This window comes from Sorangium sp. So ce363 (assembly GCF_051520435.1).
Classification (GTDB): domain Bacteria; phylum Myxococcota_A; class Polyangia; order Polyangiales; family Polyangiaceae; genus Sorangium; species Sorangium cellulosum_B.
Map to the genome: position 1 here is coordinate 10000500 of NZ_CP150333.1, position 22288 is coordinate 10022787.

The 22288-nt window shown below is 71.9% G+C and carries 16 protein-coding genes; 10 read left to right on the forward strand and 6 right to left on the reverse strand.

Annotation, left to right across the window (positions count from 1 at the left end):
• The first annotated feature begins 11 nt into the window (after positions 1 to 11).
• Positions 12 to 1703, forward strand: a complete 1692-nt coding sequence (locus tag WMF12_RS37495; protein ID WP_437852973.1) for a serine/threonine protein kinase — start codon at positions 12 to 14, stop codon at positions 1701 to 1703.
• 75 nt (positions 1704 to 1778) lie between these two features.
• On the opposite strand, the gene WMF12_RS37500 is transcribed toward WMF12_RS37495, so the two are convergent.
• Positions 1779 to 4022 (reverse strand): cyclic nucleotide-binding domain-containing protein, encoded by a 2244-nt coding sequence (locus WMF12_RS37500; RefSeq protein ID WP_437852975.1) that lies wholly within the window; start codon positions 4020 to 4022, stop codon positions 1779 to 1781.
• A 201-nt stretch (positions 4023 to 4223) separates the two neighbouring features.
• Here WMF12_RS37500 and WMF12_RS37505 point away from each other — a divergent pair, with 201 nt between their 5' ends.
• The 6 genes from WMF12_RS37505 (at position 4224) to WMF12_RS37530 (ending at position 10617) form a co-directional block, all read left to right on the forward strand.
• Positions 4224 to 5360, forward strand: a complete 1137-nt coding sequence (locus WMF12_RS37505) for a hypothetical protein (RefSeq protein WP_437741535.1) — start codon at positions 4224 to 4226, stop codon at positions 5358 to 5360.
• Positions 5361 to 5490: 130 nt separating this feature from the next.
• Positions 5491 to 6489 (forward strand): NAD-dependent epimerase/dehydratase family protein, encoded by a 999-nt coding sequence (locus tag WMF12_RS37510; protein ID WP_437852977.1) that lies wholly within the window; start codon positions 5491 to 5493, stop codon positions 6487 to 6489.
• Between the two features lie 58 nt (positions 6490 to 6547).
• Positions 6548 to 7492, forward strand: coding sequence for a hypothetical protein (locus WMF12_RS37515; protein WP_437852979.1), 945 nt, complete (start codon positions 6548 to 6550; stop codon positions 7490 to 7492).
• On the forward strand, positions 7489 to 8640 hold the full coding sequence (locus WMF12_RS37520) for a peptidase MA family metallohydrolase (RefSeq protein ID WP_437852981.1): 1152 nt from the start codon (positions 7489 to 7491) through the stop codon (positions 8638 to 8640). The genes WMF12_RS37515 and WMF12_RS37520 overlap by 4 nt, the downstream gene beginning before the upstream one ends.
• Entirely contained in the window at positions 8622 to 9458 is an 837-nt protein-coding gene (locus WMF12_RS37525; protein ID WP_437852984.1) for a CPBP family glutamic-type intramembrane protease, read from the forward strand. The genes WMF12_RS37520 and WMF12_RS37525 overlap by 19 nt, the downstream gene beginning before the upstream one ends.
• A gap of 358 nt (positions 9459 to 9816) precedes the next feature.
• Entirely contained in the window at positions 9817 to 10617 is an 801-nt protein-coding gene (locus tag WMF12_RS37530) for a hypothetical protein (protein ID WP_437741540.1), read from the forward strand.
• 75 nt (positions 10618 to 10692) lie between these two features.
• Here the strand turns inward: WMF12_RS37530 and WMF12_RS37535 are convergent, their stop codons facing one another.
• Positions 10693 to 11601 (reverse strand): zinc metalloprotease, encoded by a 909-nt coding sequence (locus WMF12_RS37535; protein ID WP_437852986.1) that lies wholly within the window; start codon positions 11599 to 11601, stop codon positions 10693 to 10695.
• 767 nt (positions 11602 to 12368) lie between these two features.
• Here WMF12_RS37535 and WMF12_RS37540 point away from each other — a divergent pair.
• The gene (locus tag WMF12_RS37540; protein ID WP_437741542.1) at positions 12369 to 12821 is read left to right on the forward strand and encodes a Fur family transcriptional regulator; all 453 of its coding nucleotides are present in this window, start codon (positions 12369 to 12371) and stop codon (positions 12819 to 12821) included.
• A 174-nt stretch (positions 12822 to 12995) separates the two neighbouring features.
• A complete protein-coding gene (locus tag WMF12_RS37545) occupies positions 12996 to 14864 on the forward strand; it encodes a permease (RefSeq protein WP_437852988.1) in 1869 nt (622 codons plus the stop codon).
• Positions 14865 to 15002: 138 nt separating this feature from the next.
• Here the strand turns inward: WMF12_RS37545 and WMF12_RS37550 are convergent, their stop codons facing one another.
• The 4 genes from WMF12_RS37550 to WMF12_RS37565 form a co-directional block, all read right to left on the reverse strand.
• A complete protein-coding gene (locus WMF12_RS37550; RefSeq protein WP_437852990.1) occupies positions 15003 to 15350 on the reverse strand; it encodes a hypothetical protein in 348 nt (115 codons plus the stop codon).
• Positions 15351 to 15508: 158 nt separating this feature from the next.
• A complete protein-coding gene (locus tag WMF12_RS37555) occupies positions 15509 to 16594 on the reverse strand; it encodes a serine/threonine-protein kinase (RefSeq protein WP_437741545.1) in 1086 nt (361 codons plus the stop codon).
• A 390-nt stretch (positions 16595 to 16984) separates the two neighbouring features.
• The gene (gene glnA / locus WMF12_RS37560) at positions 16985 to 18397 is read right to left on the reverse strand and encodes a type I glutamate--ammonia ligase (RefSeq protein WP_437545073.1); all 1413 of its coding nucleotides are present in this window, start codon (positions 18395 to 18397) and stop codon (positions 16985 to 16987) included.
• A 173-nt stretch (positions 18398 to 18570) separates the two neighbouring features.
• Complete coding sequence (locus WMF12_RS37565) at positions 18571 to 18909, reverse strand: P-II family nitrogen regulator (protein ID WP_012239819.1); 339 nt, start codon at positions 18907 to 18909, stop codon at positions 18571 to 18573.
• Between the two features lie 661 nt (positions 18910 to 19570).
• Here WMF12_RS37565 and WMF12_RS37570 point away from each other — a divergent pair.
• A complete protein-coding gene (locus WMF12_RS37570; RefSeq protein WP_437852992.1) occupies positions 19571 to 22288 on the forward strand; it encodes a serine/threonine protein kinase in 2718 nt (905 codons plus the stop codon).

Consider the following 22288-nt stretch of genomic DNA (forward strand, 5'->3'; position numbering starts at 1 on the left):
AGGGCCGCAGGATGAGCTCCTCGCCCGGCCTGTTGCAGCCGAATACGCGGTTTCGCAACCGTTACCAGGTGCTGCGCGTCATCAAGGCGGGCGGCATGGGCGCCGTCTACGAGGTGATGGACGACGTCACCGCGACACGCCGCGCGCTCAAGGTGATGCTGCCCAGCCTGCTCGACAGCGAGGAGCTGCGCGCCCGCTTCGCCCTCGAGGCCCGCATCACCGGCGTCATCGAGAGCGACCACATCGTCAGGACCTCGGACGCCGGCGTCGACGAGGAGACCGGCACCCCGTTCCTCGTCATGGAGCTGCTCCGCGGCGAGGAGCTCGGCAGCCTCGTCAAGAAGCGCGGCGCCCTCCCCGCCGAGGACGTCGCGCTCTACCTGTTCCAGGCCGCGCTCGCGCTCGACAAGACGCACGCGGCGAGCATCGTCCACCGCGACCTCAAGCCGGACAACCTGTTCGTCACGGTCCGCGACGACGGCTCGCCGTGCGTGAAGATCCTCGACTTCGGGATCGCCAAGGTCATCGAGCAGCACAACGCCTCCACGCTGACGCGGCAGATGCTCGGCACGCCCGTGTACATGGCGCCGGAGCAGATCCGCGCCGAGCGCAACGTCGGCCCGCGCGCCGACATCTACGCGCTCGGGCACGTCGCGTACGCGCTCCTCGTCGGCGAGTCGTACTGGGCCCAGGAGGCCGAGGCGACCGCGTCCCCATACATGCTCGCGGGGGAGCTCCTGCGCGGCGCGATGGAGGCGCCCAGCGCGCGCGCGGCGCGGCGGTCCTCGGCGGCGCTGCCGAAGGAGTTCGACGGCTGGTTCCTCAAGGCGACGGCGCTCAAGGCCGAGGACCGCTTCGAGCGCGCGTCCGTCGCGGTCAGCGCGCTCGCCGCCGCGCTCGACGTCGCCCTCCCGCGGGCCTCGCGCGTCATCCTCCTGCCGGAGCCGGCGGCGCCCGCGCCGAGCGCGAACCCGAGCCCGACCGACCCGACGCTGCCCTCGAAACCCGGCACGGCGAAGGGCTTCGCCGAGGTGCCGACCGTCACGGTGCCGGAGCTGTCGTCGAAGACGCCTCCCTCACGCCCCGGTCCGGCCTCGTACCCCAGCCCGCCCTCGCGCTCCGTTACGCCGTCGGCACCCAATCCGCCCTCGCGCTCCGTCCCTCCCTCGTTTTCTTCCGCGCCGCCCGCGCCGTCGGCCGCCTCGAAGTTCGCGGAGACCCGACCCCGGACGCCGCCCCTCCTGGACCCGCCGGGCCGGACGGGCCTCTCCGGGAGCGAGCCGTCGAGGAGATCCGAGCTCACGTCGAAGCGCGAGCGCGCCCCGCAGCGGCGCTTCAACATCAGGCCCGACACGTCGACGGGGGTCCTCCACGTGAAGGTGTGGGGGTTCTGGGACATCGACGAGGGCAAGGCGTACCTCGACGAGTTCCGCCAGAAGGCATCGACGCTGCTCAACCTCGGGAAGCCCTGGTACGTGCTCGCCGACATCGCGGACTTCCCCCCGCAGAAGCCCGAGGTGAGCCCGTACGTCGAGCAGACCATGGCCTACGCCGTCGAGCACGGCATGCGCAAGGCGGCGAACCTCGTGAACAGCGCGCTCTCGAAGATGCAGATCTCCCGCCTGTCGGCCGCCATGGGGCTGCCCGAGTACTCGTTCTTCACCGCGGAGGCCGACGCCGTCGCGTGGCTCCTGAAGGGCTGAGCGCGAGGGGGCCGAGCGACGCCGGCCGGCCACGAAGGGCCGAGCGCGAGGCCAGCCACGAAGGGCTGAGCGCGCTCAGCCGAGGACGAACCGCCGGATGCGCCCGGCGAGGCTCCGCACCTTCTCCTCGGCCTCGAGGTAGCGCTCGGCCGCGTCGCGCAGGTGGGCCTGGCGCGACGCCATGAGCAAGCTCAGCTCGATCACGAGCTGCGGGCGCGCCTCGATGATCGGCTGCAGGGCCTCCTTCGTGATCTGGTAGAGCACCACCTCGTCGACGGCGCGCACCGTCGCGGTGCGCTCCTCGCCCGTGAGCAGCGCGAACTCCCCGAAGACGGCGCCCTTCTCGAGCGCGGCGACCGTCGCGTCCTGCCCGTCGGGGTGCCGCACCAGGACCTCGACGACACCGGACGCGACGACGAACATCGACGAGTCCCGCTGCCCCTGCAGCACGATCCGATCGAGCGGTCCGTACTCGATCCGGCGCGCCTTCGTCGCCAGCTTGCGGAGCTCGCGATCGAGCAGCGGCTTGAAGACCGGCGTCCGCCGGAGCAGCATCATGAGGTCCTCGGCGCTCGCCTCCCGCGCCGCCTTGCTCGGCTCCTCGAGCTCGATCGACGGCGCGGCCCCGTGGCCGTCGCGCCGCTGCAGCGCGGCGAGGTGCGACGGGTTCTTCTCCATGTACGCCTCGAGCAGGCTCGCGTTCCGCGGGATGCACTCGTCGCCCGTGTAATCCATGAGGTTCCGCTCGGCGGCCCACCGGGCGACGTCGTTCATCGACTTCCGGTACTGCCGGCACGCCGCGGGGAAGATGCCGTCCTGGTCGCCGAAGAGCCCCGTCAGCGCCTCGGGCATCAGGTTGATCCCGAACAGCCGCATGTCCCCCCGCTGGTGCCAGAGCGCGAAGTCGCGCCACCGCGGATCGATGTGCGCGAGCTCCGGGAACGCGAGCACGTTGTTCTTGAGCACGGCCCGCTCCGCGTCGCGGAACACCCGGTGCCAGGTCTCCTGCGCGTTCCACAGGTTGGGGCCGGCGAGCTCGATCGCCTTCTGCAGGTCCGCGTGGTGGGCGTGCAGGAAGGCGAGCGTGGCCTTCTGCTTGCGCATCAGGTTCGTCAGGCTCACGGGCCCGGCCGCGAAGAAGCCGGCCGCGCGCGGCGCGATGTGCCGCATGTCCCAGACCTGCGCCCACGCCGCGACGTCGATCGACGCGCGGATCGGCGCGAACGCCGCGCCCTCCTCGAAGGCCTCGCGCTCCCCCGGCGAGAGCACGTCCGGGTAGTCGTGCTTCACGGCCTCGAAGATGCCGAGGCACGTGAGCAGCTCGAGGTAGAGGCCCACCCGGAGCAGCCAGCGGGGGTCGGGGAGGTTGCGCCGGTGCTGCTCGAGGTCCTGATGGATGGCCCGGAGGTACAGGAGCGCCTTGTCCATGCCGATGGTCAGCACCGGGAACCACGGGTGATAGCCGACGTGGAGCTCGTCGATCCCGAGCGCCCGCTGCTGGATCTCCGTGTCCGCCTTGACGAGCCGGTCGAGCAGGCGCGCGTAGAGCGAGCCGAAGCGGCCGGTGTCGAAGATCTCGATGTCCGTCGACTCGGAGGCTACCGTCCTGCCCGCCTCGCTGAGCTTGATCTCGACGCGGAGCTGCTGCCGGAACAGGCTCGCGAACGTGAACGGCTCGAAGCCGTCGGTGACGCGCCGCCGGAACGACTCGGGCAGGTCGCCCCAGAAATAGCCGCCGCCGGTCTCCTCGCCGGGGGGGTGCGGCACGAGCTGCCGCGCCGGCACGATGGTGGCCACGTAGACCGTCTGGTGGAACGAGTTCCACGGGGCGGGCTCGAGCTTCGGGACGGGGTAGGACGAGGTCGAGACGATCTGCGGGCTGAGCGGCACGTCCATCAGGCCGGGCACCGGGCACGGCTCGCCGCCGTCGGGGCTCGCGGGGAGGAACCACGCCGACATGGTCACCTCGAACGGGCGCTCGAAGGGGGCGACGAACGCGTAGATATCGCGCAGCCGGTAGAGCAGCCACACCTCGTCGCCGAGCTCCGACGGGTCGCCGGAGGTGTTGATGCAGCCGACGCGCTCGCTGCACCCGTGCCCCGGATAGAGCGCCTCGTCGACAGGACGCTTGCCGGGCTCGAACGGGATGAGCTCCAGCGACGGCGAGAGCTCGGCCGACTCCTCCTCCGGGCTCTGGCGCGCCTCGAGCTGGCGCAGATACTGGCGGACCCGGGCGAGCTTGTCTTCCCAGTCCATGCCCTCCACACGGCTCATCAGCAGCCGCTTGAACTGCCTCTGGAACTCCTTCGGGGTCATCATGCTGCGTCCACCTGAGTTGCCGGGGGCCGGACAGGCCCTCCGCGAGAGCTTACCGGCTTCGCGCGCGCGGCGTCGTGCGATCAGCGCGGCGCGCGCCGCCGGGCGATCAGCGCGGCGCGCGGCGCTCCGCGATCGGGCCGAGACCACGTCGGTGCGAGCCCCTTGCAGCGCCGCGTCTCGGAAGGTACGGGCTCAAGCCCTATGGCTATCGAGATCCGCGAGCTCCGGAAGGGCGACAAGAAGGTCCTGAAGGACTTCCTGAACGTGGTCGACACCGTCTACGAGGGTGAGCCCAACTATATCCGCCCGCTCGACTTGGACATCTCCGATCGGCTCGACAAGAAGAAGAACCCGTTCTTCGAGCACGCCGAGGGGACGGCGTGGGTGGCGTACAAGGACGGCCGGCCAGCAGGCCGGATCACCGCGCAGGTCGATCACGAGCACCTCCGGGTCCACCGCGACGAGACCGGCTCGTTCGGGTTCATCGATACGATCGACGACGCCGAGACGGCCGGGGCGCTGCTCGCCGAGGCCGCGGGCTGGCTGCGCGCGCGCGGGATGAAGCGCATGCGGGGCCCCTACTCGCTCTCGACCAACGAGGAGATCGGCTGCCTCATCGAGGGCTTCGAGCTCCCGCCGGTGATGATGATGCCCTACCACCGGCCGCACCAGGGCCGGCTCATCGAGCAGGCGGGGCTCGAGAAGGTGAAGGACCTCTACGCGTGGGGCTACGAGGTCGGCAAGGTCCCCGCCCGGGCGCAGAAGGCCCACGCCGAGGTCCTGGCGATGCCGGAGGTGCACACGCGCTGCGGCGATCCGAAGAACCTGCTCCGCGACATCCGGATCCTCATGGACGTCTACAACGACGCCTGGAGCGACAACTGGGGCTTCGTCCCGATGACCGAGAAGGAGCTCGTCAAGTGGTCGAAGGACGTGCGGCTCATCCTGATGCCCGAGCTCACCAAGATCACGTTCATCGACGGCGAGCCGGCCGCCGTGTCGCTCGGGCTGCCCGACCTCAACCAGCTGATCAAGGACTTCCACGGCAAGCTCCTCCCTGGCGGCATCTTCAAGCTGCTGTGGCGGCTGCGCGTGCGCGGCCCGAAGCGCGGGCGCCTCGTCGTGCTCGGCATCCGCAAGAAGTGGCGCCACGTGCGGCGCTACGCCGGGCTCAGCGCCTTCCTCTACGTCGAGATGAACCGCGCGGCGCATCTGCTCGGCATGGAGGGCGGCGAGCTGGGGTGGACGCTGGAGGACAACGCCGCCATCAACGCGGGCATCCGGCTGATGGGCGGCCGGGTCCACAAGAAATACCGCGTCTACGAGCGGGCGCTGTGATGGACGCGCGCGCCAGCGCCGAGCGGCGCGGGCGGCTCGACGCGGGCGCCGGCAGCTCGACGTGGGCGCCAGCGCCGGCGCCACGTCGAGCCGCCGGCGCGCGCCGGGACCGGAAAGGAGGAGCGGATCGATGAGGGTGCTGGTCACGGGCGCGAGCGGGTTCCTCGGCTCGCACGTCGCCGAGCAGCTCGTGCAACAGGGGCACAGCGTCGTCGCCCTGGTGCGGCGCTCGTCGGACACGAGGTTCCTGTCGTCGCTGCGCGGGGTCGAGCTCGCGTACGGCGCCGTCGAGGACGCGGAGAGCGTCCGCCGCGCGGTCGTCGGCCCGCCGGGCGTCGACGCGATCGTGCACTCGGCCGGGCTGGTCAAGGCGCGCGACGAGGCGGAGTTCTTCCGGATCAACGTCGACGGCACGCGGAACCTGCTCGACGCGGCGAAGGCTGCGCCGGCGGGGACGATACGGCGGTTCGTGTTCGTCTCGAGCCTCGCCGCCATCGGCCCGAGCCTGGACGGGCGCCCCATCGCCGCCGACGCGCGCCCGGCCCCGGTGACGCGCTACGGGCGCTCGAAGCTCGAGGCCGAGCGGCTGGTCCTCGCCGAGAAGGGCGCGTTGCCCGTGGTCGTCATGCGCCCCCCGATGATCTACGGCCCGCGCGACCAGGAGTCGTTCGCGTTCTTCCAGAGCGTCGCGCGCCGCTTTCTCCCGATGCTCGGCGACGGCAGGAACACGCTCAGCGTCATCTACGCCTCCGATGCGGCCGCCGCGTGCATCCGGGCGATCGAGAGCGACGTGCCGAGCGGCCGCGCCTACTTCATCGACGACGGAAGCGTGTATGTGTGGCGCGACATGCTGGCGGACGTGGAGGCGGCGCTCGGCGCGCGGGCGCTCGTCCGTCTCGGCGTCCCGTTCTCGCTCGTGCGCGGCGCCGCGCTCGCGAGCGAGGGGCTCGGCCGCCTCACCGGCAAGGCCGTGATGCTCACGCGCGACAAGCTGAACGAGCTCTCCGCGTCGCACTGGGTCTGCGACTCGAGCGACGCCCGCAGGGAGCTCGGCTGGGCGCCCGAGGTGAGCTGGGCGGAGGGGACGCGCCGCGCGGTCGCCTGGTACCGCGAGCACGGCTGGCTGTGACGTGACGCCGCGCCGCGCGCCGTTTGACGCTCGCCCGCGGCCTCCGTACCGTAAATGCATGTTCCGCTGTCCGCCGGTTGCTCCGGGCCTCGTCGCGATGGCGCTCGGCCTGACGGCGGCGCCCGCGCAGGCCCAGGAGCCGCCTCGAGACGGCGCCGCCGCGGCGGCTCCGGACGCGGGCAGCGCGGCGGCGGCGCCGGCGGCGCCGGCTGCGCGCGGCGCGCCGGACGCGCCCGCCGCACGGTCGGCCCTGCGCGGCGCCGTCGTGGTGGCGGTGGACGACGCGAGCGCCGAGGCGGCTCGCTCGCTCGCCCGCGCGATCTACGGCGACCCCGCGCTCCGCCCGCCCATCGACGAGGCGACAGCGCAGGTGCTCGCCGGCGATCCGCCGCGCCCGGACGCGCCGGCCGCCGTGAAGGAGCTCGCGGAGGTGCGCAGCTCCGCCGGGCGCGCCGAGTCCGAGCCGGTCGCGCGCGGGCTGCTCGCGTCGCTCGGCGCGGGCGCAGGCGCGGCGCTCGTCGTCGCGGTGAGCACGGCGCACGGCCACCCCGTGGCGCGCGTGCTCCGGGTCGCGGGCGCGAGTTACGCGCCGCTCGAGCTCGGCGCGACGGTCCAGCGGACCGCCGACGGCGCGGCCGCCCCCGCCGGGGCGATCTTCGGCTGGCCGGGCGCGGGCGCGGCCGTGCGCGCGCTGCTCGCTGGAGACGAACGGAGCGGAGGCGCGGCGGGTCGCGCCGCGACGCCGCCCGCGCCCACCTCATCGCGACAGGGCTCCTCGGGACCTCGCGGACCTCGCGCCGACGTCGCCCAGGCGGCGCCGAGGTCCGCGGACGGCGGCGCCAGCTCGTCGGGGCCGTCGGAGCGGCGCTCGACGTGGAGCTCCCCCTGGTTCTGGGGGCCGCTCGCTGGCGTCGTCGCGACCGGGATCGTCGTGCTGGTGCTGGCCCAGACGGGCGGCGATGACGGCGACACCGTGCACCTCCGGGGCCGGATCGCGCCATGACGCGCTCCTCCCGGCGCAACCCAGCGGGGTTGGGGCTGAGGCTCGCCGCGCTCCTCTGCGTCGCGATCATCGCCGCGCCCGCGCGGCTCGCCGGCGCCGCGCCCCGCGTCTACGACGCGCCCGCCGCGTCGCGCGACGGCAGCGCCGATCTTCCCGTGCCGCCGCCGCCGCCGGCGTACCACACCGAGGATCTCGGCTGGATCGAGTTCGCCTATCACCCGTCCACCCGCGACCGTGTCCGCCCGCTGATCGCCCGCGCCGGCGACCTACGCGCCGAGCTCGGCGCCCTGCTCGGCCGCGACGTGCTGACCGCCCCCGTGAAGGTCCGGATCGCGGATGTGCCCGCCGAGCTCGACGATCTCGTCCCCGGGGGCCTCGCTGGCCCCGTGACGGCGATCTCGTTCGGCGCGCTGCGGCTCGCGGTCCTGAGCGCCTCTCCGCGGCTCGGCGCCGAGACGCCCGATCTCGAGGGCGCCTTCCGTCACGCGCTCGCGCACCTCGCCCTGGATGAGGTGACGGGCGGCGCCGTGGTCCCGCGCTGGTTCCACGAGGGGTTCGCCGCCCACGTGGCCGGAGACCGCGGCGCTCGTCGCGCGCAGGTGCTCTCGGTCGCCGCGCTCCGGGGGCGCCTCCTCCCGCTCGACGAGCTCGAGGCGAACCTGACAGGCGCCGAGGACACGGCCGGCTCGCTGCCCTACGCGCAGGCGGCCGACATCGTCCGCTTCCTCGTCGATGACGAGCGGCGGCAGAGCTTCGTGCGCGCGCTGGCTCAGGCGCGCGGCGGCGTGCCGCTCGAGGCCGCGCTCGGGGCCGCCTATGTCTCGACGGGCCGCGAGATCGAGCTCGCGTGGCGCGCCAACGTCGCGCGCCGCTACGGCTTCGTCCCGGTGCTGGCCGGCTCGCTGCTGGCGATCGGGCTGCTGGTCTCCGGCCGGCTGGCCGTGCAGCGGCTCCGCAGCCGGAGGTCGCCGCCGCCTCCCGCGCCGCGCCGCCGGCTCCGCGCGGCGTCGGAGGTACGCCACCGGCCCGCGCGCCCGTCCACGGTCCAGCTCGTCGCCACCCTGGGCGCGCGTCACCGCAACGAGGTCGACGGCGACGCGGAGGTCCCGAAGGTGGAGCACAACGGCCAGTGGCACACGCTCCACTGAACGCCACGGAGGAGGCCCCTCCTCGGCCCGATCCCGCCGGACCGCAGCGCCGCCTGACGGAGCTCGCGCTCGGCGCGGCCTGGCTCATCGGCCTCGCCGCGGCCCTGCAGATCGTGTCCGTGCTCCTGTCGTCGAGCCCGCTCGCGGCGGCGCTCGCCGGCGCGGTCGTCGCCGACGTCGTCGCGGCGCGGGCCGGCGTGCAGTGGACCGATCCTCTGGAGCCGGAGGGCCCAGGCCGCCGCGCGCGCCTCGCCCGTCGCGTCGGGCTCGGCGCTGCGCTGGGCGCGCTCGCCGTGCTGATCACGCTCGGCGTCTCCGCGGTGCTGGGGTGGGTGACCGTCGAGGCCGGGGCGCCCTCGGCGAGCCTCGGCTTCGCCCTGGCGCGCGCGATCGCCCTCGCTGTCCGCGACGAGCTCCTGCTCACCGGCATCCCGTTCGCGGCCGCGGCGCGCGCCGGCCTCTCGCCCCGCCCCGCGCTGGTCTTCTCCGCCCTCGCGCACGGCGCCGCGCTCGGGCTCGCGCCGGGCGCGTCCCCGTCGAGCTTCGCCCTCGCGACCACGCTCGGCGCGCTCGCCGCGGCGCTCTTCCTGCGCGGCCGCGGCGTGTTCGCGGCGGTCGCCGTCCACGCGAGCTTCACCGCGCTCGCGGGCGCAGGTCTGCGCGGCGCCCTGCTCGACGCCACGTGGATCGACGGCGCCCTCGCTTCGGGGACGCAGGCCTTCGGCCCGCCTGCCTGGCTCGGCGCGGCCGTGCTCGCCATCCTCGCCGCGCTCACCCTCCGCGCCGGCGCCCTGCAGCCTGACCGTCCAGCACGGTAAAGCGCCCCCGCCCCGCGCGGCCGCCACGGAGCTCTCGCCGCCGCGCCGGCATGAAGCGCGCCGCACCCGCGTTGTAGTTCCGGACATCGGCGCTGGCGGCGCCGCGTCCATCGCAGCTGCACACTCGGCCTCTCCTTCCACCGCCGGCGTCCGGTTTCCAGCGCTCGGCGCGTCACATCCACTGGACCGACACCGACATTTCACAGCGCCGTGAGAGCACGTGCCGCGCCAGCGGATCGCGGGCGAACGCGCGCGATCTCCCACAGCGCCTCACCCCTCGGACACGGCTATGTCATATTTCAGCGCACCGCGTCAAGCACACATTGACGCGCCGCCTTCGAGGAACCAACGATCAGGTATGCACTGCGAAAGGATCCTTCGGATTGCGCCGATGATGCTGCTCGCGCTCGTGTCGACGGGCTGCGGCATGGCGACGATGATCGACACGAACACGCGCTCCATCCAGGCAACGACGGAGGAGATGCGGCGGACCCGCGCGACGATCGAGGATTCGAATCAGACGCTGCGGAGCTCGCAGGAGAGCATCGATCAGCTCGCCGAGCTGCGTCAGCCGATGGAGAAGCTCGCCGAGATGCAGGCGGCGATGGAGCGGCTGGCCGAGCTCAAGGGGTCGATGGACGCAATGCAGCAGAGCATGCGGGAGACCGCGCGCCTCAAGGAGTCGATGGATCGGCTGAGCGAGATGGAGGCCACCATCGCCGCGATGAACGAGAGCCTCGTGGGCATCCGCGGCCCGCTCACGGACGTCGCCGCCCTGAACGCGCCGATGCGCGACGTCGCCGCCCTGGACGCGCCGATGCGCGACGTCGCCGGGCTGAAGCAGCCGATGGAGCAGGTCGCGACGCTGCGCGAGCCGATGAAGGAGGTGAGCAAGCTGTCGGCGCCGATGGAGGAGATCAGCCAGCTCGGGGGCGATGCGTCGCGCCAGACCGGCCTCATCGCCATCGGCCTGCTCGGCTGGGGCGTCGTGACGTTCCTCGGCGTGTACTTCGGCGTACAGGCCGGTACCCGCCGCCAGCAGCGCCTGGCGCAGGGAGATAGGGACTCGAGCGCGGGGCCGGCGCCTGCCGAGCCCGCGCCGCGCGTCCTCACCGAGAGCCGGAGCTTCGAGCGCCGGGCCCAGATCAAGTCGATGTGATCGAGCTCTGCCGGACGCCTGTCCGGCCGGCGAACGGCGGAGTCGCCCGCCGCCCGCCGTCACATCATCCACCGATCAACGATACGTATTCCAGTGAGCCGACATGCGATCGGCCTGCCCTGCAGTGAACCCATCCATGCAGGAGTCGTCGGTGTAATCCATGAAGTTCTGGACCGGGTCGAGCCCACCTCCCCGGCAGCTGTCCCTGTTCAGCGGGCAGCCATACGCGGCGCTGCGCTCGGACGACGTGTCCGCCACGCCATCACCGCTCTTGTTGCAGCCACCTTCGAACGTGTGGAAGAGGCCGAGCCAGTGACCGACCTCATGCGTACCCGTATCTCCCTCGTTGTACGGCGCCGCATTGCCGCCGGGTAACGTGGAATGGAGCAGGACGACGCCGTCGTCGGTCGGACGGGCCGCGTAGCTCGAGGGGAACGTCGCCCAGCCCAGCAGACCGCCGCCCGGATTGGCCGTGTAGAGATTGAGGTGGTCTGGCCCACCAATGCGGAGCGCTGCCTTGGCCTGCCGCTCGGCCGAAGAGCCCGACGACATGGTGTACCAGGTCGCGTTCCTCGTCCGATCGACGGAGGCCAGCGTGAAGCTGAAGCGGGTGTTCGCGTACGCCTCGTTCAGCACCTCTATCTGCTCCGCGATCATCCCGTCCGTCACGTCGCCGTTCGACACGCCGATGCCCTTGTTGATGACGTGGACGTGCACGGGGATCTCGACCGCCGCGCCCGCCGAGAACCCGAGCGCCATCTGGCTGCGGACGAACTGCTCGACGGCTTCCTTCTCAACGTCGCTCAGCTCGGCGGTCGCGCAGCCGCGCCGCAGGGGCGCCGGCGCCGCCTCGACCTGCTCGGGCTCGACGTCGACGACGGCCGGCGCATCCTCCACGGGGGTCGAGGGGTCGGCGCCGCACGCGACGCCCAAGGCAGCGATCAAGACTAAGGCAAATACTTCCGCACACGTCCGAGCTCGCATGGACACTCTCCTTGGTTCATTTCCCCGCAAAGGAAGCATGAATATATATCCGCGATCACAATCGGTTCAATTCCAAAAGGGCTGATTCCACTCGCGACGACCAAGGAAGATTCCATGTCTTGGTCGTTCTGGTCGTTCTGGTCGTCTTGCGTGTCTTGCGCTCTCTCGCCGAACGCCGACAGGCCCCCCGGACATGCAGAGCGATGACGAGGCGCAGCGGCCCGCGTGGAACGGACACGCCGATTGCTCCAACTTGGATCGATCGCTCCATTATGGAGCACACGTCGAGAGCGGCGCGGACCGAGGGAGCGCCCCTCGACTCGAGATCAGACGACGACGGGGACCTGGCTGTTCCGCCTGTTCCATGTCCTCCGCGCCTTCGGGATCAGGGCCCGCGGAGCTCACCCCGATTTCGAGGCGCCTTCCCGAGGAGCGCCGCACCGCGCGCCCATCCGCCTCGTCTGGGCAGCTCGAGCGACGCTCGAAGCCAGGTGCACGACGTTATCCAAACTCTCCGCCTGCCACATCCTCTCGGAGCCGGGTCGGCGCTCGCCGCCGCCGGCCCTCTCGTCGGGGCCGCGCCGGGCACGCGCGCACGCGGTCCGAACGAGGCAGACGCTGCGTTCTCGCGGGCGGTGGCGCGGCGGGCTCGGCGGCGGTCCTGCGATCTCGCTCACACTGGCACGCGGCCGACCCGGGCGCTGCGCGGCCGACGGGCGCGATGCATCGTGATTGCAGTACTCTCCTGGCGACGGTAGATGTCTGGCATGGCGCGTACGAAAGCAGGTCAGTCCGCGGAGGAGCTCCGTGAGCAGATCCGGGCGGCCGGCCTGCGGGCCACCTCGCCGCGCATCGCGGTGCTCCACAGCCTCGGCCGCTCGCGGACGCCCGTCAGCCACGCGGAGCTCGCTGCTGAGCTCGCCCCGAAAGGGTGGGATCGCGCCACCATCTACCGGAACCTGATCGACTTGACCAACGCCGGGCTCGTGCGCCGCACCGACATGGGCGACCACCTCTGGCGGTTCGAGCTGCGGGAGTCCACCGGAACCCACGCGGCGGACGAGCACCCGCACTTCATGTGCGACACATGCGGCGATGTGCTCTGCCTCCCTGACGAGAGCATCGAAATCAAGGCGGCGCGCGGCGCGCCGCGCGCGTTGCGGCGCAAGGGACTCCAGATCCAGCTCAAGGGCCGCTGCGATCGGTGCGTGCAGGCCTGAGCGGCGGAGCAGCCCTCGGTCATCGGCGACCCCCGGCCACCAGCAGCCCCGAGCCGCGTGAATGACGCGGCGCTCGGCGGCGCTCAGCGACCACAGACTGCTGTCCGCATCCTGGTTGCAACACCAATTTGATATTGATTAGGCTACGTGGCTCGGGCATAGCCCACCGCGCCCATGCTCGCGCTCGTCGTCGTCCTGTCGATCGCCGGCCTCGCCGTGGGGCCGCTCCTCGTGGCGCTCGGCCGGCGCCAGGCGCTGCCGACGTCGGCGCTCGACGGGCTGACGCTCGGCCTCGTGCCCGCGCTCGTCCTCACGCGCCACCTGCCGCACGTCGTCGAGGAGATCGGAGCGCAGGCGCTCCTCTGGGCGGCGCTCGGGTACGCGGCGCTCGGGCTCACGGAGCACCGGCGGCGTGACACCGGCGAGGTGCTGGGGCGGGAGATCGCGTTCTCGGCGCTCGCCGTGCACGGGCTGCTCGACGGCGCCGGGCTCGCGCTGGCCGTGGCCGCGGCCGACAGCAGCGCGGACGGGGTGCTCTTCGCCAGCGCCGTCCTCGTGCACCGGCTGCCCGAGGGGCTGTCGCTCGCGGCGCGCTTCCTGCCCGCCTGGGGCTGGCGGCAGCTCGCCGCGCGCCTCGGGCTCCTCGGGCTGCTCACCGTCCTCGGCGCCCTCCTCGGCCAGCGCGCCGTGGAGAGCCTCCCCCACGAGTCGTTCGAGGTGTTCATCGCGTTCGGCCTCGGCGTCCTCCTGCGGCTCGTGGTCCACACGCACGAGGCGCCGCCTCGGGGGGCGCGCGCGCGGACGGCGAGCGCGATCGCCTTCGCCTCGGGGCTCTGCGTCGCGCTCGCGCTCCCCAGCCCGGAGAGCTCCTTCACGAGCGCGCACGCGTCCGAGCTGTCGTTCGCCGAGTCGCTCGGCCCGCTGTTCATCGAGACGGCGCCCGCCGTGCTCGCCGGGCTCGCCATGGCGGGGCTCCTGCGCGCGCTCTCTCCGAGCGTCCTGCATCGCTCGATCGGCTCGCTGCGCGGCGGCGCGGCGCTGCCCCGGGCCGACCGCAGCCTGGCGTCCGGGGCGCCGCTGCCCCTCTCGCTGCCCCTCTGCGCCTGTGGCGTTGCGCCGCGCATGCAGCGGCTCCCGCGCGCGAGCGCGCCGGTCGCCTCGGTCGTCGCCGTCGTCCTCTGCGCGCCGGCGCTCGATCCTGCCGGCGCGCTGCTCTCGCTGCGGATGCTCGGCCTGCCGTTCACCGCGGCGCGCGTCGCGGGCGGCGCGCTCCTCGCCGTGCTGGTCGCGCTCCTCGTCGCCAGGGTGGCCAGGACGAAAGGCTCGAGCGGCGCGCCCTCCGGCGGCGCGCCGCCCGTCGTCGCCGGGACCGTGGCATCGCCGGGCGCGCGGCTCCGCGCCGCCGTCGCCGAGGCCGTCGGTCCAGCGCTCGATCACATGGCCGCCTGGTACGTCGCGGGCCTGGTGCTCGCCGCCGTCCTCGAGGCGGCCATCGCGCCGGCCGCAGCGCGCGCGCTCGGCGCGCCGGACGACGTCCTCGTGAGCGCGCTCCTCGCGGTGCCCGCTCACGTGTGCGCGCAAGGCGCGGCGCCGCTCGCCGCGGTGATGATCCACAAGGGGCTCCCGGTCGGCGCGGCGCTCGCGTTTCTCGTGGCGGGGCCGGCGACCCACATCGCGGCGCTCGGCGGCCTGCATCGGGCGTTCGGAGCGCGCGCCGCCGCCGCCTCCGCGCTCTTCAGCGTCACCTTTGCCGTCGCGCTCGGCCTCGTCGCGAACGCCTTCGTCCCCCTCTCGGCAATCCCGGACCTCCACGACCTCGCGTCGCAGGAGCACTCCACCATCGCGTGGGTCTGCGCGGCCGCGCTCGGCGCGCTCCTGCTCTCGAGCTTCATGAGGCTCGGCCCTCGCGCATGGCTCGGCGGCATGCGTGGCGCCGGCGACACCGGGGCGTCCGGGTCAGAGGAGCCGCATGCGCCCTGCGCACACGCACATCGCTGCAGCGCGAGCGGCGCACCGGACGACGACGGCGCGCCGCCCGCGTGACGCCGGGCTCCCCGGAACGTCGTTCCAGGAGCTCACGCTCGCCGCTCTCCCTCACGCGCCGCTCGCCGCTCTCCCTCGCGCGTCGTCCCGCGGCCTCCACCTCACGCGCCGGAGCTCCGGCGCGGGGCGGCGCGGCGATCACCCTAGCTGGACCGAGCCGTGGTGATCGCAGTGATCGCCGTGCGGATGGTGCAGGTGCGCCCCGACGAGGTAATCGAAATGATCGCCGTGGGGCACGGCCTGATGGCCGCAGCCTGCCCCGTGCGTGTGCGCCTTCTCGTGATCGGCGCATGCATGGCTCGGCGTGCACGCGTCAGGGTTCTCGTTGCCGACCGAGAGCACGTGCTCATCGAAGTGATCGCCGTGCGGGTGATGCAGGTGTCCGTCGTGCAGGTAATCGACGTGGCCTTCATGCCGCAACACCTGATGTCCACATCCCTGCCCATGAACATGGGCGTGCGCTTCATGCGTCTGGTGGTCGTCCATCGACTTGCATCCTTTCCATCAATGCTCGCTTCGAGCTCGGGTGACGGCTCGACGTGGGGCCAACATGGGGCCCCGACGCGCACCGCCGCAAGGCGCAACCTGGCGCGCATGCCGTGGGCGAGCCGACCACGCTCGCTCGCCCTGCGGCGCCGCGGCGCTCAGCGGATCCAGTACCTGCCGATGAGCACGAGCGCCATTGCCCAGAGCACCACCCCGATGCCCGCCGCGACGAGCATGGCCTTTGGCAGGCGCCTGCCGTGCTGCACGAGCCGTCCCAGCGTCCCGGCGGCGTCGCCGCTCCGCGCCGCCGCGCTCTCGGGCGCGAGGCCGACGTCGCCGCCGAGGCCGATGTCCGAGGCGCGCCGCCCCTTCTGTCCCCGGAAGCGCTCGGCGCGCAGCTCGCGGAGAACGGCCTCGAGCTCCTTCGCGAGCGCGTCCGCCGAGGCGATCCGTTCGTCGCGCTCGCGGCGGAGGCACGCTTCGACGAGCTGGCAGAGGCGCGGCGGGAGCCCTGGCCTGCGCGCGGCGATCGGATCGCAGTCCTTGCTCAGGATCCGGACCATCAGCGCGTTGTAGTTCGGCGCCTGATGCGGGGTCGTCCCGGTCAACGCCTCGTACATGACGACGCCCAGCGACCAGATGTCGGCGCGGGCGTCCACGTCCTCACGCCCCGCGGCCTGCTCGGGCGACATGTACGCCGGCGAGCCGACGACGCAGCCCGTGCGGGTCAGCGAGAAGTTGTGCTCCTTCTCCAGGACCTTGCTGATCCCGAAGTCAAGGATCTTCCCCACGAGCTCGCCCAGGTGGTTGCGATGCACATGGATGTTCGCGGGCTTCAGATCGCGGTGGATGATCCCTTGCTGGTGGGCCATGTCGAGCGCCCGCGCGAGGCCGAGGAAGAGCTCGACCAGCACCTCCGGCTCGATGGTGCCCTCGCGCCGCAGCCACTCGTCGAGCCCCTCGCCGACGAGCAGCTCGAACACGAGGAACGGAGAGCCGTCCTCGGCCTGGCCGAGGTCGAGGATCTCGACGATGCTCGGGCTCCGCAGGCGCCCGCTCGCCTTCGCCTCGTTGAAGAAGCGCTGGAGCGCGACGGCGTCCCCGGCCACCTCGGGGCTCATCACCTTGAGCGCCACGTCGCGGTCGATGAGCACGTTCTTCGCGGCCCACACCGACCCGCTGGCGCCTTGGCCCAGGAGCTTCACGAGCCGGTAGCGAGACTGGATGAGATCGCCGGGGTTCACTGCTGCGCCGAGGTGTCGCTGGGGAACTGAGGGAACCGAGGAAACAGGCGGACCGGAGGACCGCGGGACCAGGGAACCGAGGAGGAGCTGGCTTTACGCCGCCCCCATCGGAGCCGGACCGGAGGATAACCCGAGCCATGGACGAGCGGTACCGCGGTGCGGCGCGCTCCAGAAGGAAGCAAAAGTTCGCGGCGCGAGGGGGCGACAACCCGCCTCGCCGCCTCCGCGGGCACAGAGATCCGTGGGATTTTCCGATACCGCGACGCTTCGACTCGGCGTCACCGGCGCTCGCCGAACACGACGGCGAGCGATGAAGAGGCTGGGCAGCGAGGGGCACAGCGCAATTTTCTTGTGCGCCGGCCCCTGCGCTGCCCTCGGGGGTGGGGGCGATCAGACGTCGTAGTAGAGGAAGAACTCGTGCGGGACCGGGCGGAGCCGGACCGCGTCGACCTCGCGCTCGCGCTTGTAGTCGAGCCAGGTCTTGAGGATGTCGCGGGTGAAGACGTCGCCGCGGAGCAGGAACTCGTGGTCGCGCTCGAGGGCGCCGAGGGCCTCGTCGAGCGAGCCCGGCATGTGCGGCACTTCCTTGAGCTCCTCGGGCGAGAGCGCGTAGATGTCCTTGTCGAGCGGGTCGCCCGGATCGATCCGGTTCTGGACGCCGTCGAGGCCGGCCATCATCATGGCGGCGAAGGCGAGGTACGGATTGCAGCTCGCGTCCGGGAAGCGGACCTCGATGCGGCGGCCCTTCGGGCTGTTGCCCGGGGCCAGCGGGATGCGGATCGACGCCGAGCGGTTGCGGCTCGAGTACGCGAGGTTCACGGGCGCCTCATAGCCCGGGACGAGCCGGCGATAGCTGTTCGTCGTCGGGTTGGTGAGCGCCGCGAGCGCCTTCGCGTGCTTCAGGATGCCGCCGATGTACCAGAGGCCCGTGTCGGACATCCCGGCGTAGCCGTCGCCGGCGAAGAGCGGCTTGCCCTCCTTCCAGAGCGACTGGTGGCAGTGCATGCCGCTGCCGTTGTCGCCGAAGAGCGGCTTCGGCATGAACGTCACCGACTTGCCGTTCTTGCGGCCGACGTTCTTGATGACGTACTTGAACCACATGAGGTTGTCGGCCATCGCCGTCAGCGTCGAGAACTTGATGCCGATCTCGCACTGGCCGGCCGACGCCACCTCATGGTGGCCGACCTCGACCCCGATGCCGGTCTCGATCAGCGTGGACATCATCTGCCCGCGCAGATCGCCGAGCGTGTCGGTCGGCGCGACGGGGAAGTAGCCCTCCTTCGACCGGATCTTGTGCCCGAGGTTCGGGCCGGCCTTGCCGGAGTTCCAGACCGCTTCGTCGCTGTCGATCTCGTAGAAGGCGCCGCGCTGCGAGCTCTCGTAGCGGACCGAGTCGAAGACGAAGAACTCGGCCTCGGGCCCGAAGTAGGACGTGTCGGCGATTCCGCTCGCGCGGAGGTGGTTCTCGGCCTTCTGGGCGATGTAGCGCGGGTCGCGGCCGTAGGGCTGGCCGGTCACCGGATCGCTGATCTTACAGATCATGCTCAGCGTCTTCTGGGCATGGAACGGGTCGAGCTTCGCCGTCGACGGATCGGGCGTCATCAGCATGTCGCTCGCGTTGATCGGCTGCCATCCGCGCACCGACGAGCCGTCGAAGCCGATCCCCTCCTCGAAGAGATCCTCGTTCAGGCGGGACGCCGGGATGGTCGTGTGCTGCCAGATGCCGGGCAGATCGATGAACTTGAGATCGACAAATTTTACGTCGTTTTCCTTCGCAAACGCGACGACATCTTTCGCCTTCATGATCTTCTCTACCTCGCTGACTCGCTGCTCTCGCTGTATGTGACTCGACGGTGCGCGGGCTCGTGCTCGCTTCTCGCTTCTCGGTTGTCGATCTCTCGATCTATCGATCTGTCGATCCTCGAGCCTGTGACCCGCCGCGAATGCCCTGTGACGCTCTGCCGGCGGCGCGCCTTCTAGATGGCGTCCTCGCCGCGCTCCCCCGTGCGGATCCGCACGGCCTCCTCGACGGGGACGACGAAGATCTTGCCGTCGCCGATCCGACCCGTCTTGGCGCTCTTCTCGATGGCGTCGATCACGTCGCTGACCATGCTGTCCGGCACGACGATGTCGACCTTCACCTTCGGCACGAAGTCGACGACGTACGCCGACCCTCGATAGACCTCTTTCTTGCCGCCGGTCCGACCGAAGCCCTTTACCTCGGTCACCGTCATGCCCTGAATCCCGACCTCGGCGAGGGCGTCCTTGACCTCGTCGAGCTTGAACGGCTTGATGATCGCCTCGACCTTTTTCATTGCGCACGCCTGTGGTGACCGGGTGCGCGCCAGGGTAGAAGACCCGGGCGCTCACCCGAAAGGCCCCGCCGGAGCAGAGCTGGTAAAGGGGGGACACCTCCGCCGGCGGCCTCCCATCGATGTGCCGGGCGCCGCCCGGCTTCCGATCCGTGACGGGGGCGGCCCGGTCCACCGAGCCTTGCCCGACACTGTCAACGACTCAGGGACCCATCCAGCGGAGCCGGATCGGCGACCCTTCACCCCGGACGCTGGCGCGCGACCGAAGGTCCAGGCTGGTGTACCCAAGCTCATGTTTCCGGAATGTTTCGCGCACCGCGCGAGCGTGAGAAAAGTGCATCGGGCGTCAGAAAATCGGAGCCCGCTTACTTTTTTCACAGCTCTACCTGAGCAAGGCAAAGCTCGCCTGCGCGGCGGCGGCGCCGGGGGTGGGAACCTGCCTACGCACCGCGCCACCAGAGCGGTGGCCCCGCCTTGGTCCATGACCGGCCCGGGGTGGAATCCGCTTTCACGGTGCCCTCGTGGAAGCGCTGAGCCCGCTCGCGCGGCGCCAGGGAGAGGATCGGGCCCCTCCCCGACGGGTCATGCTGCGCTCGCCATTGTTCTTGTGACGCGGCTCGAATAGGCTGCGCTGGCGAATCCAGTCGCGGGACAGCCCTGCCTGATGGCTTTGCCGAACAAAGCGAAGATCCCGGTAGGCACGGTCCTCGCCGGAAAATACCGCATCACACGCGAGATCGGGCGCGGCGGCATGGCTGCCGTGTACGAGGCCGAGCACATCGACATCGGCAAACGCGTGGCGATCAAGGTGCTCGCCCAGGAGCTGACGACCTCAGCCGTCGTGGTCGAGCGCTTTCTCCGAGAGGCCCGGGCCGCCGCGTCGATCCGCAGCCCCTTCATCTGCGACGTCTACGACTCGGGCAAGCTCGACGACGGGCGGCCCTTCCTGGTGCTCGAGCTCCTCGAAGGCGAGTCGCTGTACGAGCGGATGACCGTCATCAGGTACCTCGACCCCGAGACCACCGTGACGGTGGTGTCCCAGGTGTGTCGAGGGCTCACCAAGGCGCACGCCGCCTCCATCGTCCACCGCGACCTCAAGCCGGAGAACATCTTCCTCACGAAGGATGAGGAGGGCCGGCTCTGCGCGAAGATCCTCGATTTCGGCCTCGCGAAGTTCTACGCGCCGGTCGACGGCGGCGACGCGCAGGCGCGCCTCACCCGCGAGGGCGCGGTCTTCGGAACGCCGGCGTACATGAGCCCGGAGCAGGTGCGCGGCCAGGGAGCGGTCGACCACCGCGCGGATCTCTGGGCGCTCGGCTGCATCACGTACGAGTGCCTCACCGGCCGCACCGTCTGGCAGACCGAGCAGGGCGTCGCGATGACGTTCGCGCAGATCGCCAACGCGCCCCTGCCGCAGCCCGCGGCGCTCCGCCCCGACCTCCCGCCGAGCTTCACCACGTGGTTCGAGAAGGCGCTCGACCGCTCCATCGATCGCCGGTTCCAGACCGCGAAGGAGTTCGCCGACGAGCTGTCGGTCGCGCTCGGCGTCGCGCAGCCGCCGCGCGGCGCGGAGCCGTCCCAGGCGGGGCTCGTCATGCCGGGCGGCGACGCGCCGGCCGACCTGTCGTTCGACCCGCCGGGGGTCGTCCGTGTGACCCCCAACGAATCGCGGCGGACCGTCCCGTCGGGTCCGGCGGAGCGCGGGGGAGATCCGTTCGCCGGGCTGGACACCTCGGGCGCGCCCGGCGCCGCGATCGCCGGGCGCATGAGCCAGGGCGCGGGGCAGCAGATCACGTTCTCCGGGGGCTCGGGCGAGACCTCGGTCCCCGATCCGCTGGCGCACGCATCAACGCCGAAGCGAGGCGGCGCGGGACGCGCGCTCGTCGTGTTTGGCGTGCTCGCGCTCGTCGCGGGCGGCGCCTACGCGGGTTACCGCCAGTTCCTCAAGCCGACGGCCCTGCCGCCCGTCTCGTCGAGCAGCGCGGCGCCGCCGGCCATCAGCGCCCCCTCGGCGTCCGCCGGGGCCAACGTGCCGGCGCGCACCGACGCCCGCGTCGAGCCGCCCGCCCTGGCGTGGCCGCCGCTCGTCGCGCAGGCGCAGGAGGCGGTCGCCGCCGGCGATCTCAAGGCCGCGCTCAGGCTGCTGAAGGACGCTCAGGACAAGGGCAACCACCCCGTGCCGCGGACCCTGATCGAGCACGTGCAGGTCGCCCTGAAAGACGCGAGCGGCAAGGCGCCTTGCGCGCTCACCGGCCTCGCGAGGCCGCGCACGCACGATCTGGTGCGCGAGGGCGGCCGCGCCGTCGGGGCCAGCCGGCCCTCGATCGCGCTCGGGCCGCGCGGCGCGGTGGTCACCTGGACGGACTCGCACGAGGGCACCGAGCACGCCTACACGACGACGCTGGACGGCGCGATGCGGCCGTCGTCACCGGCGCTCGACGTGACGCCCGAGGGCCGCGCCATCGGGCGCCCCGAGCTGACCTCCGCAGGCGATCGGCTGGTGCTCACGTACTGGGACGGCAAGGGGCCGGAGGCCGGCGTGCACGTGCGCTGGCTCGACGCCAACGGGCGGATCGATGGCCCTGCCGTGATGGTCGCGCCCTTCCCTCGCGGAGGGAACTCGTGGCCCTCGCTCGCGCGCGCCGCCGAGGGGTTCCTGATCACGTGGTCGGACGACGGCGACAACGCCTCCGAGGACCTCTTCATGCGCCGCCTCTCGCCGAACCTCGATCCGGCGGGCGAGATCATCCGGCTGACCGACGTCACCCCGACGGGCCCCTCGAAGCCGCGCGTCCGCTTCCCCTCGGTGGCGGTGGCGAACGACGTGATGCACCTCGCCTTCCGCTTCGATCGCGAGCCGACGCGGGTCATCCAGTACATGCGCCTCCCGCTCGCGAACGCCGGCAAGGGGCTCCCGCCGGCCAGCCCCGGCAAGCGCGCCGACCGCGCGCTCGGCGACCTGTCGCTCGTGAACAGCGATCGGGTCCGGAGCGACAGCCCCTCGCTCGCCTGCGGCGCGGGCGGCTGCTTCGTCGTCTGGCACGGCGAGGCGCCGCTCGGGGGCGCATCGGCCGCCTACATCGATCCGGCCAAGGGCCAGCCGCTCTGGCGCAAGCGGTTCTCGAAGTCGGGCGCGCGCCCGTCGATCGCGATCGCGCCGAGCGGGCAGGCCCAGCTGGTCTGGTTCGAGGGGGGCCGCATGCTCACCGCGTCGATCAACCGCGACGGCATCGGCACGCCCACGAAATTCGCCCGCATCAGCGGGGATCAGCCGGCGCCTTCGATGAGCCCCGGCGCGAAGCCCGGAGAGTGGTATGTCGCCTGGCTTGACTACGAGGCGGGTCATCTCGAGCCCTACGCCGCTCGCATCCAGTGCCGGTGA

Bases quoted from the DNA above. Each gene is read 5' to 3' on its own strand.
- WMF12_RS37515 (WP_437852979.1), top strand. From the start codon at position 6,548: ATGTTCCGCTGTCCGCCGGTTGCTCCGGGCCTCGTCGCGATGGCGCTC.
- WMF12_RS37500 (WP_437852975.1), bottom strand. From the start codon at position 4,022: ATGATGACCCCGAAGGAGTTCCAGAGGCAGTTCAAGCGGCTGCTGATG.
- WMF12_RS37550 (WP_437852990.1), bottom strand. From the start codon at position 15,350: ATGGACGACCACCAGACGCATGAAGCGCACGCCCATGTTCATGGGCAG.
- WMF12_RS37520 (WP_437852981.1), top strand. From the start codon at position 7,489: ATGACGCGCTCCTCCCGGCGCAACCCAGCGGGGTTGGGGCTGAGGCTC.
- WMF12_RS37495 (WP_437852973.1), top strand. From the start codon at position 12: ATGAGCTCCTCGCCCGGCCTGTTGCAGCCGAATACGCGGTTTCGCAAC.
- WMF12_RS37505 (WP_437741535.1), top strand. From the start codon at position 4,224: ATGGCTATCGAGATCCGCGAGCTCCGGAAGGGCGACAAGAAGGTCCTG.
- WMF12_RS37540 (WP_437741542.1), top strand. From the start codon at position 12,369: ATGGCGCGTACGAAAGCAGGTCAGTCCGCGGAGGAGCTCCGTGAGCAG.
- glnA (WP_437545073.1), bottom strand. From the start codon at position 18,397: ATGAAGGCGAAAGATGTCGTCGCGTTTGCGAAGGAAAACGACGTAAAA.
- WMF12_RS37565 (WP_012239819.1), bottom strand. From the start codon at position 18,909: ATGAAAAAGGTCGAGGCGATCATCAAGCCGTTCAAGCTCGACGAGGTC.
- WMF12_RS37530 (WP_437741540.1), top strand. From the start codon at position 9,817: ATGCACTGCGAAAGGATCCTTCGGATTGCGCCGATGATGCTGCTCGCG.
- WMF12_RS37535 (WP_437852986.1), bottom strand. From the start codon at position 11,601: ATGCGAGCTCGGACGTGTGCGGAAGTATTTGCCTTAGTCTTGATCGCT.
- WMF12_RS37570 (WP_437852992.1), top strand. From the start codon at position 19,571: ATGGCTTTGCCGAACAAAGCGAAGATCCCGGTAGGCACGGTCCTCGCC.
- WMF12_RS37510 (WP_437852977.1), top strand. From the start codon at position 5,491: ATGAGGGTGCTGGTCACGGGCGCGAGCGGGTTCCTCGGCTCGCACGTC.
- WMF12_RS37545 (WP_437852988.1), top strand. From the start codon at position 12,996: ATGCTCGCGCTCGTCGTCGTCCTGTCGATCGCCGGCCTCGCCGTGGGG.